At 34.3% G+C, this 16,238-nt stretch carries 14 protein-coding genes; all 14 read left to right on the forward strand.

Annotated features, from left to right (window positions below; all coding sequences use genetic code 11):
• Nucleotides 1-84 precede the first annotated feature (84 nt).
• The 14 genes from HGD76_RS00760 to cas7d all read left to right on the forward strand — a co-directional run bounded on the left by HGD76_RS00760 (nt 85) and on the right by cas7d (nt 16,233).
• Nucleotides 85-1,125 carry an NADP(H)-dependent aldo-keto reductase gene (locus HGD76_RS00760; RefSeq protein ID WP_168694667.1) on the forward strand — a complete coding sequence of 347 codons (1,041 nt, stop codon included), beginning with the start codon at nt 85-87 and terminating at the stop codon, nt 1,123-1,125.
• Nucleotides 1,126-1,372: 247 nt separating this feature from the next.
• Nucleotides 1,373-2,359: a threo-3-hydroxy-L-aspartate ammonia-lyase gene (locus HGD76_RS00765; RefSeq protein ID WP_168694668.1), complete on the forward strand. Its 987-nt coding sequence runs from the start codon at nt 1,373-1,375 to the stop codon at nt 2,357-2,359.
• Nucleotides 2,360-2,517: 158 nt separating this feature from the next.
• Nucleotides 2,518-3,174 (forward strand): class I SAM-dependent methyltransferase family protein, encoded by a 657-nt coding sequence (locus tag HGD76_RS00770; protein WP_168694669.1) that lies wholly within the window; start codon nt 2,518-2,520, stop codon nt 3,172-3,174.
• A gap of 3 nt (nt 3,175-3,177) precedes the next feature.
• Nucleotides 3,178-4,389 (forward strand): glutathione S-transferase family protein, encoded by a 1,212-nt coding sequence (locus HGD76_RS00775; RefSeq protein WP_168694670.1) that lies wholly within the window; start codon nt 3,178-3,180, stop codon nt 4,387-4,389.
• A gap of 27 nt (nt 4,390-4,416) precedes the next feature.
• Nucleotides 4,417-4,857 (forward strand): protein tyrosine phosphatase family protein, encoded by a 441-nt coding sequence (locus HGD76_RS00780; protein ID WP_168694671.1) that lies wholly within the window; start codon nt 4,417-4,419, stop codon nt 4,855-4,857.
• A gap of 48 nt (nt 4,858-4,905) precedes the next feature.
• On the forward strand, nt 4,906-5,103 hold the full coding sequence (locus tag HGD76_RS00785) for an SDR family NAD(P)-dependent oxidoreductase (RefSeq protein ID WP_233466992.1): 198 nt from the start codon (nt 4,906-4,908) through the stop codon (nt 5,101-5,103).
• A gap of 166 nt (nt 5,104-5,269) precedes the next feature.
• Complete coding sequence (locus HGD76_RS00790) at nt 5,270-6,403, forward strand: ISAs1-like element ISAsp2 family transposase (RefSeq protein WP_168694588.1); 1,134 nt, start codon at nt 5,270-5,272, stop codon at nt 6,401-6,403.
• A gap of 442 nt (nt 6,404-6,845) precedes the next feature.
• Entirely contained in the window at nt 6,846-9,056 is a 2,211-nt protein-coding gene (gene cas3 / locus HGD76_RS00795; RefSeq protein ID WP_168694672.1) for a type I-D CRISPR-associated helicase Cas3', read from the forward strand.
• A gap of 276 nt (nt 9,057-9,332) precedes the next feature.
• Nucleotides 9,333-9,578, forward strand: coding sequence for a hypothetical protein (locus HGD76_RS00800; RefSeq protein ID WP_168694673.1), 246 nt, complete (start codon nt 9,333-9,335; stop codon nt 9,576-9,578).
• A 12-nt stretch (nt 9,579-9,590) separates the two neighbouring features.
• On the forward strand, nt 9,591-10,610 hold the full coding sequence (locus tag HGD76_RS00805; protein ID WP_168694674.1) for a PDDEXK nuclease domain-containing protein: 1,020 nt from the start codon (nt 9,591-9,593) through the stop codon (nt 10,608-10,610).
• 38 nt (nt 10,611-10,648) lie between these two features.
• Nucleotides 10,649-11,053 carry a type VII toxin-antitoxin system HepT family RNase toxin gene (gene hepT, locus HGD76_RS00810; protein WP_233466993.1) on the forward strand — a complete coding sequence of 135 codons (405 nt, stop codon included), beginning with the start codon at nt 10,649-10,651 and terminating at the stop codon, nt 11,051-11,053.
• A 4-nt stretch (nt 11,054-11,057) separates the two neighbouring features.
• On the forward strand, nt 11,058-14,537 hold the full coding sequence (gene cas10d, locus HGD76_RS00815; RefSeq protein ID WP_168694676.1) for a type I-D CRISPR-associated protein Cas10d/Csc3: 3,480 nt from the start codon (nt 11,058-11,060) through the stop codon (nt 14,535-14,537).
• A 3-nt stretch (nt 14,538-14,540) separates the two neighbouring features.
• Nucleotides 14,541-15,146, forward strand: coding sequence for a hypothetical protein (locus HGD76_RS00820; RefSeq protein WP_210967691.1), 606 nt, complete (start codon nt 14,541-14,543; stop codon nt 15,144-15,146).
• A gap of 43 nt (nt 15,147-15,189) precedes the next feature.
• A complete protein-coding gene (cas7d, locus tag HGD76_RS00825; protein ID WP_168694677.1) occupies nt 15,190-16,233 on the forward strand; it encodes a type I-D CRISPR-associated protein Cas7/Csc2 in 1,044 nt (347 codons plus the stop codon).
• Nucleotides 16,234-16,238: the final 5 nt, after the last annotated feature.

Raw genomic sequence — 16,238 nt, forward strand, 5'->3', positions numbered from 1 at the left:
TCAGTAGATTTAGTGTAGTTTGATGAAATAGTGATATTTTTAGTTTTTGTAGCAAAATGGAATCAGGAGAATCATTTAAACATTATGAAATACAATCAACTTGGTGCAAGCGACCTCAATGTTTCAGAAATTTGCTTGGGAACTATGACCTATGGGCATCAAAATACTATTGAGGATGCACATGAGCAACTTGACTATGCTGTTACCCAAGGGATAAATTTCTTAGATGCGGCAGAAATGTATCCCGTCCCTCCTCGTGGTGAAACCCAAGGGAAAACTGAGGCTTATATTGGTGAATGGTTGAAGAAACAGCAACGAGATAAATTAATTGTAGCTACTAAGATTGCTGGTCCGGGTCGTCCTTTTTCTTGGTTGAGGGGTGGAAATAATAAAGTTGACCGTGATAATATTACACAGGCAGTAAATGATAGTTTGCAGAGATTACAAACTGATTATGTAGATTTGTATCAAATTCATTGGCCTGATCGTTATGTTCCGACATTTGGACAAACAAGTTATAATCCAGAATCAGAAAGGGAAACTGTGCCTATTGTGGAACAGTTACAGGCTTTTGCTGATGTGATTAAAGCGGGGAAGATTCGCTATTTGGGTTTAAGTAATGAAACGCCTTGGGGGGTGAGCGAGTTTGTTCGCATTGCTAATGATTTGGGATTACCTAAAGTTTTGACAACTCAAAATGCTTACAATTTATTAAATCGTAATTTTGAATCAGGTTTAGCTGAAGTTTCTCGTTATACAGGTGTGGGTTTGCTGGCCTATAGTCCGCTGGGTTTTGGGTTTTTGACTGGTAAGTATATCGAAAATCAACAATTAGAAAATACGAGAATAACTCTATTTTCAGGTTTTGGACAACGGTATTTAAAACCCAATGTCCAAGAAGCGGTGAAGGCTTATGTGGAGGTTGCTAAAAAGTATAATCTGTCACCTGCTCAATTAGCGATCGCATTTGTTAAAAGTCGCTGGTTTGTGAAAAGCACAATTATTGGCGCAACAACTTTGGCACAATTGCAGGAAAATATAGATAGTGTCAATGTGGTTTTAGATCAAGAGATTTTCGCAGAAATAGATGCAATTCATACTCGTTATCCTAATCCAGCACCTTAACCAGATTTTGTAAAAAATACAAAGCGAGATTCTCACCTCACTTAATAAGTAGCTTGACACAATTAAATATAAAACCTCTCCCTAACCCTCTCCTACAAGGAGAGGGAAAAGGAATAAATCTTGATACTGGAGAGACTTTGACTCCCCCTTCCCTGGTAGGGAAGGGGGGTGGGGGGTTAGGTTTGTATTATATTTTTTAACGCCCACTTACTTATTAATGATAGTGAGAGTTACTTTATGAAAAAAAATGTTATTATCTGATTCTGTTACTATTACTGATGTAGAAGCAGCGCAAAAACGGCTTTTGGGTATTGCCCATCAAACACCAGTAATTACTTCTAATACTTTCAATAAACTGACTAAAAGCCAAGTATTTTTTAAATGCGAAAATTTTCAACGGACAGGAGCATTTAAGTTTCGTGGCGCTTATAATGCTTTAGTTCAACTATCAGCCCAGCAAAAAATAAAAGGCGTTATTACCTATTCTTCAGGAAATCATGGACAAGCGATCGCTTTAGCCGGAAAATTACTCAATATTCCCACAGTTGTAGTTATGCCTGATAATGCACCAATAGTCAAACAAACTGCTACTCGCGGTTATGGTGCAGAAGTCATTTTATACAGCCCTGACACAACTAACCGGGAAGAATTAACCAAAAATCTCGCAGCAGAACGCCAATTAACTTTAATTCCCCCCTATGATCATCGTCATATAATTGCTGGACAAGGTACAACTGCATTAGAACTAATTCAGGAAGTGGGACAACTAGATTACTTATTAGTATGTTGTGGTGGTGGTGGATTAATTTCTGGTTGTGCAGTTGCGACAAAAGCGGTTTTACCTAATTGTCAAATAATCGGTGTAGAACCCGAATTAGCCGATGATGCTACTCGTTCCTTTTATACCAAAACCCTGCAAACTGTCCACAATCCCCAGACCATTGCTGATGGTGTCAGAACTCCCAGTTTAGGTAAAATCACCTTTCCCCTTGTCCTAGAATACGTAGATGATATGGTGACTGTATCGGAAGCAGGTATAATTCGCACCATGTTTTTTATTTGGGAACGCTTAAAAATCGTTGTTGAACCCACTGGAGTTATAGCCGCAACAGCATTATTAGAAGGTGTAGTTAAAGCGCCGGGTGCGAGAATTGGCGTAATTATCAGTGGTGGAAATGTAGATTTATTGCAAGTTAGTCAATTGAAGCAACTTAATCATCTTTTGCATTACTAGATAAATAATTATCTAACTACTTGATTTTCCCCAAATTGATATGGTAGTCTGTGTTTATATTTAATCTACGGTTTTTGATAGACATACCGTATTTTATGTTATAGTGATGAAAGACACTGTTGAGAATCTGAATTTTTAGCAATCGGGAATCTTCTTTTATGGCAAAAGATTGGTTAGAATGGCACGATCTTTACAACACTGAACCCAAATTACAGCAACGGCTAGAAATCGTGCAGGAATATATTTCCTATAGTTTGGATAACTCCCCAACTGGTACTATTCGAGTAGTTAGTGCTTGCGCTGGTGATGGACGAGACTTATTAGGAACATTAGCAAATCATCCTCGCGCTAAAGATGTATATGCAAGATTAGTAGAAATCAATCCCCAGTTAGTTAAACATGGGCGCGAAACAATAGAATCATTAAGTCTAACAAAACAAATTGAGTTTATCAATGGTGATGCAACTGCTGCTGATAACTATATAGGAGCAGTACCAGCAGATATTGTGATTGTTTGTGGTATTTTTGGCAATTTAGCTGATGAAAATGAACTCAATCGTTTATTAGGAAATTTGAGTTTTCTGAGTAAAAAAGGTGCTTTTGTTCTCTGGACTCGTGGACATTCTAACGGTATTGCTTATTCAGAAACCGTGCGTAAATACTTCCGTAATTTTGGATTTGCAGAAGTTAACTTTAAAATCACAGCAACAGGAGATATGGGAGTAGGGATTCATCGTTATTTAGGTGAAAATTTACCTACACCCAAAGAAGAACAACTATTTGTATTCTCTGGCGTTCCAAATAAAGCGAGGTAACAAATGTCCATTACAAGCACTACCATATCTAATTGGGATCAATTATTAGAAAGCGCTCGACAAAATACCCCCGCCCGTCGAGTCAAAAGACCAGGACAAGCACCTTCTACTGCTCCTATTTCCAGCAGTTTATATAAACTTCCCCCGGAGAGAAAACCGCCGGTATTGTTATATAGAGATAGTAACTCTTGGTGTCCTTTTTGTGAAAGAGTTTGGTTTGCGTTAGAAGAAAAACAAATTCCCTTTGAAACAGAATTTATTGATCTGAGTAATAAACCGAAATGGTACACAGATTTAGTACCAACAACCCTTGTCCCCGCAGCAAATATTGAGGGCAAATTCGTTTATGAATCAAAAGACATTCTTTTAGAATTGGAAGAACACTTTGGCGAAACGTTGTTACCAGAAGATCCAGAAGAAAATGCTCTGGCCAGACAATGGGTTGAAGATGCAGAAACCAATGGTTTTCGAGATATTGCCTATAAATTCTTGAGACAACCTCCAGAAGATGCCAAAGAATTAGCAAATTTACAAGCAGAATTTGAAGCTAAATTAGATGAAATTGAAAAAATTTTAGGGAGATATCCAAAACCCTATTTTTTATCAACATTTAGCCTGGTAGATATTATGTATAGTCCCCATTTAGATAGATTGGCGGCTAATTTACCAGTATATAGAGGATATCACATCAAAGGAAATCCTCGTTTTCCTCTCATCAATGTTTGGTTTGCAGCACTTAAAAAACGTCCTGCTTATAACAGAGTTAAATCAGACAATATTACTAATAATTTACTTTTACGGCGCAGATTTGGTGTAGAACCTATTGGTAATCCCTCACCTTTAGACTTAGCTGATGCTGAATTTATTGAATATCGGGCAGAAGCGGCAGAAAGATTGAGTGATAATCGAGAAACTGCTATTGGCGATATTCTCAAAAATTCTGGAGTTCAATCTTTAGGTGATATCTCGATAATTAAAGAAGTTGTTGATTTTCACCTCAGACTATTAGCTGATTATCTCCTTAATGGTAATAACGAACTATTACTAGGAGGAAGAACTGGTGGAAAAGAAAGTATAGATCCCATTATCGCGGCTACAGGGGCTATTACACTGGCTTATGTGAGAAATAGAATTTGTGCGCCACGAGATATGAGTGCTGGTGCTGCAACTGCATTACGAGCCGCCGCAGATAAGGTTTTAGCATCTATTTATTAATTTTATTTCATTCAAAGAGGAATCGAAATGACTGATTTAAAAAAGGTTAATGATGATTTGAGTATCGCTGGACAAATTTCATCCAAGGAATTAAAACAATTGGCAATAGGAGGTTTTAAATCAGTTTTAAATTTACGTTCTTCTGATGAAAATGGTTTTTTCCATGATGAAAAGCAAGAAGCACAAATTGTAGGATTAGAATATGCAAATATTCCCTTAAATTCTCAAGCACCAAATCAAGAATTAACAGCAGAAGCAATTAAAGCTGTTGAGAATTTGTCTAAACCAATTTTAATTCACTGTGCTGGTGGTGCAAGAGCGGGAGGAATAGCCTTAATTGCAGAAGCAATTCAAGCAGGTTTAACTTATGAACAAATTGCTCAAAAAGCTAATGAATTGGGCATTAATTTAGAACAGCCACATCTCAAGCAATTTCTCGTAGAAAATTTTGCAGTTAAGCAAATTTAGGTTTTCTGTGATTATTTTGTTTGTAAATTTATCAAAGGTGCAATTTCTATGAGTTTAGAACTAAATCTGTCAGGTAAAACAGCAATTGTTACAGGTGGTAGTGCAGGAATTGGGTTAGCTACAGCTAAAGCTTTATATAGTGAAGGTGTGAATGTAGTTATTGCTGCTCGCAATCAAGAAAAACTTTATAAAGCAGTAGTTGATATTCAGTTTTTACCCAGGGGAAACGCATCTAATTTTTTTTGACAAAATGTAACTTCTATGAATAGATAAAAAGGGCAGTATTACCATGTTAATATCAAGCCAATAAATGAGTATGAAGAAAATTTGATGGTAAATTCGTTTCTATAAGAATCAATAAAATGAGTTGAAGTGGTATTCTCAATAAAACTAAAGAGACAAAATTCACAAAATGAAGCTACCACCAAAAATCACAATAGTAGATCACTTTAAAGATTTAGAAGATAAAAGAGTTGAGAGAACAAAAAGGCATAAATTAATAGATATAGTAACCATTGCGATTTGTGCAGTGATCTGTGGAGTAGATAGTTGGGTATTGATGGAGGCTTATGGAAAAAAGAAAGAAAAATGGCTAAAACAATTTTTAGAACTTCCAAACGGGATTCCATCTCATGATACATTCGCCAGAGTATTTGCGAGAATAGATCCGCAACAATTTCAGAATTGTTTTTTGAGTTGGATAAAATCTATCAATAAAATTACAGAAGGAGAAGTCATAGCAATAGATGGGAAAACATTAAGGCATTCATATGATAAAGGAAAGGATAAAGGTGCGATTCACATGGTAAGTGCATGGGCAACTAGTAATAAATTAGTATTAGGACAATGTAAAGTAGAAGAAAAGTCAAATGAAATAACAGCCATACCGGAATTAATTAAAGTATTAGATATAGCCGGATGTTTAGTAACGATTGATGCGATGGGGTGTCAAAAAGAGATAGTAAAATCAATTGCAGAAAAATCAGGCGAATATATTATCGCACTCAAAAAGAATCAAGGTAATTTATATAAGAATGTAGAAGAAATCTTCAAAGAAGCTATATCTAAAGGGTTTGAGGGATTCAAATATAGTGAATTTCATACAAAAGAAGACAAACATGGAAGAGAAGAGATTCGTCATTATCTCATGTTATCAGACATAGAAGAAAGAATAGATACTGATAAGAAATGGGTAAATCTTCAAAGTGTAGGAATGGTAGAATATATACGAAAAGTTAATGGAAAAACGAAGGTTGAGACAGGCTATTATATAAGTAGTTTGACAAATAATGCGAAATTACTAGGAGAATCAGTCCGCACTCATTGGGGTATAGAGAATTCATTACACTGGGTTTTAGATGTAGCTTTTAGAGAAGATGATTGTCGGATAAGAAAGGATAATGCACCACAAAACTTTGCAGTTATTCGTCATATAGCAGTTAATCTTTTAGGAAAAGAAAAAAGCCAAAAACTAGGAACTAAAAGTAAGCAGTTTTGTGCAGGATGGGATGATGAATATTTAGAGAAGATTTTAGAATGTATCTGATAAAAATCAGAAAATATAGACAAATATAAATATAACCAATTTATTTTTCTGTTGATTCTACAATAGAATCTATATTTTTGATGCCAAAAAATATAGATATTAATATATAGAACTGAACAAAATAAATCCATCATTAAAAATAAATAATTACTCTAAATTTATGAAATTTTTATAATTTTAATAAAGGAATTTATCAGATTTTGAATGAAGTTAGATATTTTCCCATATTGATGCACTAATATAGTATTCTGTCAAGATAATTTAGATGCGTTTCCCCTGCCTTTTCTACTCATTTTGTACGGACACTTTTACACGAATATCTCTTGTCAACTTTTATTTTCGGTGTCATTATAGATTTTAACAACGAGTTACGGACAGTTTTTAATTACAACACAAAAACTGCAACCAATGGTTGCAGAAATTCAAAACAGTTATTAAGGGTATGTCAGAAAACTACAGTATTCAACTCAAAGCTGTTTATTCCCAAACAGTCCCCACTCCTGATGGGGTAAAACTGCCTGAAAATTGGTCTTTATCTTGGCATCAATTAGAAACTTTAAAAGCATTACGCGATCCAAATATTGAAGTAGTTTTCAACACTGCGATGACAGGTGATGGTAAAAGTTTAGCCGGATATCTAGACATTTTACAAAAACATTCTCCAGTTTTAGGACTATATCCTACAAATGAACTTGCTAGAGATCAAGAAAAACAAATTAGGGGATATATTGATAAATTTAACCCTGAACATGAACCCCGTGTTAATCGTTTAAGTGGACAAGAATTAGAAATTTATGCTGAAGAAGAAAACTTAAAAAAAGGAGTAGCGTTAGAAACTCGCGCTGCACAGTCTGAAATTTTACTAACTAACCCTGATATTTTTCACTATCTTCATTATGGGGCATATTTACTTTACAAAGATAATCCAGATAAACTTTGGAATAGAATAGATAAACGGTTTCATGTTATCATATTTGATGAATTTCATGTATTCCAAGCCCCACAAATTGCCAGCGTAATTAACACAATGCTGTTGATTCGTCGTACTAACAGAAAGAAAAAGTTTTTATTTCTTTCTGCTACACCAAATCCGCAATTAATCGAAAGACTTAAATCAGCAGACTTTCGTGTTCATGAAATTAACCCATTGGAAAATAAGAAATATTACTTCCCCAATAGTATTGATGAATCTCAGCAGCTAAAAACCCAAGGTTGGCGAAAAGTAGTAGGGGAAATATCATTACAGTTTATTAGTTTAGAATCTACATCTAAATCTTCGGAAACTTGGCTCAAAGATAATGCAGAATTAATTTTAAATCATTTACAAATTCACCCAGGTAACAAAGGCGCAATTATTCTCAATTCCATTGCTGCTGTAAAACGGTTAACAGAGTTTTTTACAACTTTTCTCGAACCTTATAATTTTACAGTTAAAGAAAACACAGGTTTATCTGGGAAGAAAACTAAAGAAGAATCTCTTGATGCTGACTTGGTTTTAGGAACAAGCACTATTGATGTTGGTGTAGATTTCAAAATCAATTTCTTGTTTTTTGAATCAGCAGATGCAGGAAATTTTATCCAGCGTTTAGGTAGACTAGGAAGACATGATAGTTATGAAAAGGATGGAAAGCAAATTAATTTTCATCACTTTACTGCTTATGCACTTGTCCCAGATTTTTTAGTGAAAAGGCTTTTTGAAAAAAATCAGGATGATGAAACACCACCTTTAAAAGTAGGTGAAGTTTATGAACGTCCATTTTTTCACAATCAAATTAGAGATAAATACCGCAAAATCAATGATTTTACAGGTTATTACTTTAAGTGGGGAGTTGTTCAATCTATGCGACTGGTGCGACAGTTGGGACATCCTAATATTAAACAACAATATGCAGCAGGAAGTCAGGAAGCACTCAAGAAAGATTGTGAGATAGTTTTTGGCACTGACAAAAGAAAAGCCAATCTTAAAGCCGCGTTTGTCCGTAGTAAAGAATGGGAAGAAAAATGGCACGAACTTTCAGGAAAAGATAAAGGAAATCCTATTTTAGAAGAAGCTGTGAGTTTTCGCGGTAAAAGTCCTTTACTGTGCGGAATTTATGACACTACAGAACAAAATGAAACTGATAAATTCAAAACCTACGATTTACCTGGTATTCTCAGCAACTTAGAAATTGAACCAATGACAGCTACAGAATTTGAACGTCGGCGCAAAGAAATTTCAAAAAGCACCGATACAGCCATTCCCAAAGGTAGATTTAAAGAATGTCTAGGGTTTATGAAATTAATTCGCTATCGTGAAGAAAGACTAGATTGGAAATTTACTTATCCTGAAGATTTGAAACCTTTTGCTGATACTTGGGATGTGCAGGTATTATTAGATATTCAAGTTTGGCAACCTGCGAATTATTGGATTAGTGAAATTAACAAACAATTGAAAAAACAGGCATTAGTTAGTTATGTATTGCCTTTTCCTGTGGAGAGAGTACGTCAGCAAGGAAGATTACCCATGCACTTTCAGATTTATCCTATTAGTGATCAGTATAGTGTTTTGGATAATACACCTCCATACTGTATCGCCTTTGGGCAATCTGCACTGTTGCTAGACACCTTGACACATTGGTTTAAGAGTAAAGGGGATGAGATATGGATAGCGTAGTGTTGATATCCCTAATAGGGTTTCGCTGCTTTTGTAAGCAGGGTAGAGTCAGCATCAGTGAATGATGAGTCTGTGTTTCAATCCCTAAGAAGGGATTATTGATTTTAAGACCCTACCAACTAAGGATAGCATGAAAAATTGATTTATTTTATTTATGGTTACAGAATCATTATTCACTGATATTTTGTTAAAAAAATTTTTTAACTAAAATTTACTGGTCTAAATAAAAAGACTATGCTAGGCTCTAAGTAATCCTTTAAAGCAGGACAAACTTAGATGCAAAGCCATAACCCTGACCCCTTAGACCAATTGCGTTATGTCATCAATGATCTAATTGATCGAATTAAAGCGCAGCAACATCATAACCTCATTCAAGATAATCGCATTTCAGACCATGACCGTCGAATTGAAGAAATGGAGGAATCAATGGACTTATTCTTTAGAAAAATTCATCAATTTGATTATCTAATTGGTAGAAATCAGGAACTAGAAGAAAAAAATAATTTTGACTGGAAAGATTGAAATATTGTCATTATGAGTAATTCCATTTCTGACGAATACACACATCTACTTATGGAAGTACAACAAAGGATTCGTTCCGCCCAGTATAAAGCATTAAAGGCAGTTAATCGGGAAATGATTAACTTGTATTGGGATATTGGGCAGATGATTGTCATCAAACAACAGGATGCTATTTGGGGTAAATCAGTAGTAGAACAATTAGCAAAAGACTTACAAACAGAGTTTCCTGGTATTAGTGGTTTTTCTGCTCGCAATATCTGGAATATGCGAAATTTTTACGTCACATATAGCCAAAATGAAAAACTGCAACCAATGGTTACAGAAATTGGATGGACTCATAATATAGTCATTTTAGAAAAGTGTAAAGATGACTTAGAACGAGAGTTTTATATTAGAATGACTCGAAAATTTGGCTGGACAAAAAATGTTTTAATTCACCAAATTGAAAATCAAACTTATGAAAAAACTCTGTTAAATCAAACTAACTTTGATCAAAATATTTCAGTAGAGATACGTAATCAATTAAAACTTGCCGTTAAGGATGAATATACCTTTGATTTTTTAGAATTAGCAGATGAACACAGCGAACGACAGCTAGAAGAGTCAATTTTAGCAAAAGTTCAACCATTCCTGCAAGAGATGGGTGGTATATTTGCCTTTATTGGTAGTCAATATCGCCTAGAAGTTGATGATGAAGAATATTTTATAGATATCCTATTATATCATCGGCGTTTAAAGTGTTTGGTAGCAATAGAATTAAAAATTGGTAAATTTTTACCTGAATATGTGGGCAAAATGCAGTTTTATTTAGCTGTTTTAGATAACACAGTAAAACTACCAGAGGAAAATCCTTCTATTGGTATTATTCTTTGTAAATCCAAACAGAGAACTATTGTTGAATATGCACTCAAGGAATCTAATAAACCAATTGGTGTGGCAACTTACCAAATAGTTTCTAAATTACCACAAGAACTAAAAAATCAACTTCCAGATCCAGAACAAGTTGCTAAATTGCTAGAAGGATTTGAATAAAAATTCAGTCTTAAAACATGAATAACAATGATTTAATTGTGAATCAAATAAAGTTAATAACCAAATATTACCAGACATTAGAAAAACTTGGTTTGATTAGTCTTGATGATTTCTTAGCTGATTATTCTCAACAACTTCTTGCAGAAAGACTTTTACACCTAATAACTCAAACCGCAATAGATATTAATCATCACATCTTATCAAAACTAAATCCTGGAAATCATACTACTAACTTTGATTCATTCATAGAGCTTGCTCAATATGAAGTCATCACACCAGAATTAGCACAAGAATTAACACCATCAACAGGACTAATAAAACACCTCGTTTATGAATATTATGATATAGATCCAAATCAAGTTTTTATGGCAATGCGTTTTGCTTTAAAGCAATATCCACTTTATGTCAGACAACTTAACTCTTACTTAATTTTCTTGGAATAAAACAATGGCTAAAAAAAGTAAAAAATTAAATGATCATCAACAATTATCACTTTTAGAAGTAGAAATAACTGATGATTCAAACCCTGAATTATCAGATGATGATTGGATGTCTGGGGATGATTCTGATTTTGAATATACATCTAATCTAAAAGTTGAAACAAAATCAGCAGCAATACTCACACTCAAGTTACTGCAAAATGCAATTAAATCAGAAAATCATGATGATTTAATCATGCAAGAATTTAGTGATTACGTTTTACCTAATCTTTTACGGGTAGCGGTTGGAGTCACAGCCAAAGGTGGTAAATTTTTTGATTACCTCGATAAAAAGAAACAAGAAGAAATAGAAAATTATCATCAAAACAATTTAGGAAGAAATCAAAAATTAAAAGAACCGAAAAAAATTGATCGTAGAAATGCAGGTGATCAATCCCTAAATACTCATTTACTCAATGGGTTACTACCAGCTAATTTAATAGAACGTCGTCTAAAGAAACTTGATACAACTGCAAGAAGAGTTATTCAAGAACAAGAAAGGCGACTATTAATTGCTGGGTTTATTCTCCATGATTTTGAAAAATTTGATTATCGGCTATTTCTGAAAATGCCAGATAAATATAAAGCAATTTATCAAGATAGAGAACAAGACATTCGTAAATTATCTGTAAATGAACATCGGGAAATTATAGATGTGATGGTTTGTGAATTAGGACTTGATAAATTTGTCAGTCCTGATGAACCAGACGCATGGCTAGAATATCGAGATGATTTGTTATTTATTGCCTATAATGCCCAGCGTCGGAATGATACAAATCTCAATCTTTCTGAGTATGGTTTACACCCATTAATTGATGATAATATCCTGATATGTCTTGCTGATTTAACTTGTTTAGCTGATTTACTTTCCTCGATTATCAAACATCCTCAAGATGCGGAAAATCAGACATTAAATGGAATTCTTCACAGTCTCAGTGATGGTAAATTGAAATTCACCTATCATCACATTGCCGAAAATAGAGGTGTTTTAACCAACGTTGTTAATAATGCAGTAATTGAAGCTCACACTAACTTAAATACTGACGAAAATAGATATTATCAACCTTTGTTATATCTACCCACAGGGGTAATTTATCTAGCGTTGCGTGATGCTCCTCTTATTTCACCAGAAATTTTACCAGACATGGTAGTTAATAAGATTAAATCCCTTTGTTCTGGTCAATTAAAACTCAGACAAACGGGATTTGGGAGAGATGGAAAAGGCATGAAATATGCTGAATATTACAACCTCTTTTTTGATTCTTCCGGTTTAATGCAAGTTGCGTTAGATGCTACCTTACGCATTCTCAATTCTGGTAAAACTTCTGTTGCTAAAAGTCGCAGTGAGAATTTAGTTAAGTTCCAAAAACAAAATGTTTTATCTGCTGACTATGATTTTCAATTTGATGATGATATTCGCATTGATCAAATTGCCGAATTTGGTGATTTAATTACTCGCAAAATTTGGGAAGAAACCGTTGAAAGAATTGAAATAGAGAGAAAGAAAGATAAAAAGTTACCAGAAGTCCCGAATTTTGATTTAACTCACAAAGTTGCAGAGTTTTGGAACTTAACAGAATATTTACCGCAAGTTCGAGAAATTCAACGCATTAATGAAAGTTTAAAAGAACAAAAATTAAAGGGTAATACGGGAGGTGTACCTTATGAATGGTATTATCTAGCGGCTAAATATTTGGAAAAATATCCCGGTATTGAAGATGTCCGCGAAAACTGTCAACAGGTAATTTATTACTTAACAGATTTAATTTCCCCAATTCTGGCACAGTATCAATTACCTGATGGTTGGGATGATTTAAGGTTGTGGGTATCAAGAGTTATCATGTTACCTAATACTAATAAATCAACATCTGTCAAAACTGAAGTTGATAATTTCATCAATGAGTTGAGTAATTATAATGCTGCCAAAAAATCAGGCAGAGGTAAACAATTAATTTGCTCAATTTCTCATTCTGCATATACTGTCACTGAACAGATGGAGTCAGCAGTTTTATTTACACCTCAAGTTTATACAAATAAACAAATGTTAGGAGGTTCTAACGCTAAACGGAATATTTCTAGTATTGCTAGTGTAGAAATGATGTTGAGACAAATATTAATGAATCAAACTCAAGCAGTCGGTAAAAGATTTGAAGATGGTAAATATCGCTATCTCTACTTTTATCCAACTTATTATTTCACCCCAGAAACTAATAAGTTTTTACAAAAAGCTTACATGAACATTGCTCAAACTCGTTTTGATACTAGCATCCGTAATCATTTCATTAGTAAAGATTTACAGGTTGATTTAACCAAAGAAAATTATCAATGTGTGGATAGTTTCTTAATTGATGAAAATTTAGATAGTGAAAAAGATCGCACTTTTAAACTTTCCTATCCAGAAGATCAACCTTTAACTTTTTATTTCATGGCTTTACCTCCTGGAAGGGATAGCACTGATACAGAATCTTGGGTAATGCCGAGTTGGTTAGCGTTCGCTTTTCCGATGATTTTAGATGTGAAAACTGTGGTTTCTGAGTCTCCTATTCCCCCATTTAATGATGGTGCAGAATTTGAAGAAACGGTATTTCTGGATAGTGCGCCTCATGCTTTTCGGACTATAGTAAAAAGAGATAGATTCAGACTTGATTATATTCTTGAAGGTTGGGAAGAGTCTGGTATTCAATATCCTGCACCTTTAAATGTTTTAACTGCTGCTTATGCTATCCATTTAGATGTTAATGCAAAGCAAGGTAAGACTGGCTATGATGCTAATTGGGGTAAATTTACAGAATTAGCCAAGGATTTTGAAACCAGTCCACTTCATGTCTTTGCTTATCTGAATAAATGGGTGCGTAATCAAAAACTTGAAACGGCAAGGATTGAAAAAATCAAACTTTACACCTATCATTTTTACCCTTGTTTTGACCCTTATGTAAAATTTGATTCTACTCAGGAGAAATTAATTGTGGAAGAAAGATCAACCTTGAATCATCCTAAAAATTTAACGGAACTTTATCGCCGTTTTTATCGAGCTAATAAAAGGTTTAATCCTAAAGCTAATGCTGTTTTAAAACCCATTGATATTGCTGCGGATATTATTCTCAAAGCAGATTTATGTATGTTTGGTGGAGAAGTTTTAACTTCAACTGTAGCGGCAGAGGTTTTTAAACTCATGGATCGGGTACATTCTTCTACTGCTGAAGGACGTTGGATTATGAGTAAAAGGGAGGAAGAAAGACAAGCTGTTTTAGAGTTTGCAAGGTATTTTGTAGAGGATGTTTTTGAGGAGTGTTTTAAAGGCGATCGCGCACGTTTAGCAGGTCGTCAATTAAACCTCATTCGTGATACCTGTGAATTTCTTTATCGTTTAGCAGATGATGAAGAACGTAAAGCACGTCCCCAAGATGAACCTGATGAAATTACCGAGATTGAAACTGAGGAAAACTAGATTATGACTATTATTGATCCTACTCAGTCTTATACTTTTAGCAAATATTTTGAGATGCACATTTCACCTCAAGATTTTGCTCAGGAATTTGGTTATACATTTACTCGAAAACGTTTGAGTTTACCCCAATATCAAGAGAACCTAGATCGATTAAAAGAATTGCAAGAACGACTTGATGAAATCCTTCCATACTTTGATTTAGCAAATGAGACAAGTCGCCGAGAAGTATTAATTTCTCCAATAATTTTAGATTTAGTTCACTATACTAAATCTGATGTGAGAATTGAGTATCAAATTAAAGTCAGCGAACAACTACAAGGTTACTTTGATTATCTAATAAGAAATCGAAACAACCTCTTGGTAATCGAAGCTAAAAAAGAGGATTTGGATTATGGTATGACTCAGCTTTTTGCAGAATTAATTGCCCTAGATAAATGGCAAGAAAATCAACAACAAACTCATCTTATCGGTTCAGTTACTACTGGTAAAATATGGGAATTTGCCCAACTTGATCGCACTAATAGACACATCGATCAAGGACTGGATAGCTATCGCGTTCCTGATGACTTAGACCCCTTAATGCGGATTCTCGTTCAAACTCTCATTTAATTTGCTCTCATCGCTATTAAAAATTTATTTCCAGGAGAAAAACATGACACTCTTAAAAACCGTTGACGCTAAATTATTTCAATCAGAAATTCCCTATAAACCAATGGGAAAATATGTTCACTTTCTCACCGTTCGTGTTACCGAATCTTATCCATTATTTCAAACAGATAGCGAACTAAATAAAGCACGGGTAAGGGCTGGAGTTAAAGATAAAAACACCATTAGCCGTCTTTCAATGTTCAAGCGTAAACAGTCAACACCAGAAAGATTAGTCGGTCGGGAATTATTGCGAAAATATGAATTTATGAAAGCAGAAGAATGTGAATATAACGTATCTTTTGCAATGGATAATCCTGATTGTATAATTTACGGTTTTGCTATTGGTGATTCTGGTTCAGAAAAATCAAAAGTTGTTGTAGATACGGCATTTTCAATTACAGCTTTTGATGAATCTCATGAAACATTTACTCTCAATGCTCCTTTTGAAAATGGTACAATGGCTTCTAAAGGAGAAAGTGGTTCTAAACCTGGTGAAGTTACTAGCAGAATTAACCAACAAGATCACATTAGACCACAAGTATTTTTCCCCAGTATTGTCACTTTAAAAGACCCCACAGAAGCTAGTTTTCTTTATGTTTTTAATAACATCCTCAGAACTCGTCACTATGGCGCACAAACAACTCGTACAGGTCGCGTGAGAAATGAGTTAATTGGGGTTATATTTGCTGATGGAGAAATTACCAGTAATCTGCGGTGGACTCAAGCAATATATGACGAAATGAAAGCAAATAATACTCTCAAATCACCAGATCCTTTAGATGAAGATGATGTAATTGCTGCTGCTAAAAGTGCAATTGAGAATTTAATGAATGATGAATTTATTGTGCATACAGATTTTATTGGTGATGCTTTTATACCTCTAATTAACGAAGTTAAAAACCTCACAAATAATGAAGTAGGAATTAAATCACTTTTACAACAAGCTAATGATGAAGCCAAGGCTTATGCTAAAAAGCATATTAAAGGTAAGTCTGAAGAAGCAAAAACCGCAAAATCAAAAGCAGGTAAAAATGCTAAAGCGGAGTAACAAAA

Source organism: Dolichospermum flos-aquae CCAP 1403/13F (assembly GCF_012516395.1).
Taxonomy (GTDB): domain Bacteria; phylum Cyanobacteriota; class Cyanobacteriia; order Cyanobacteriales; family Nostocaceae; genus Dolichospermum; species Dolichospermum lemmermannii.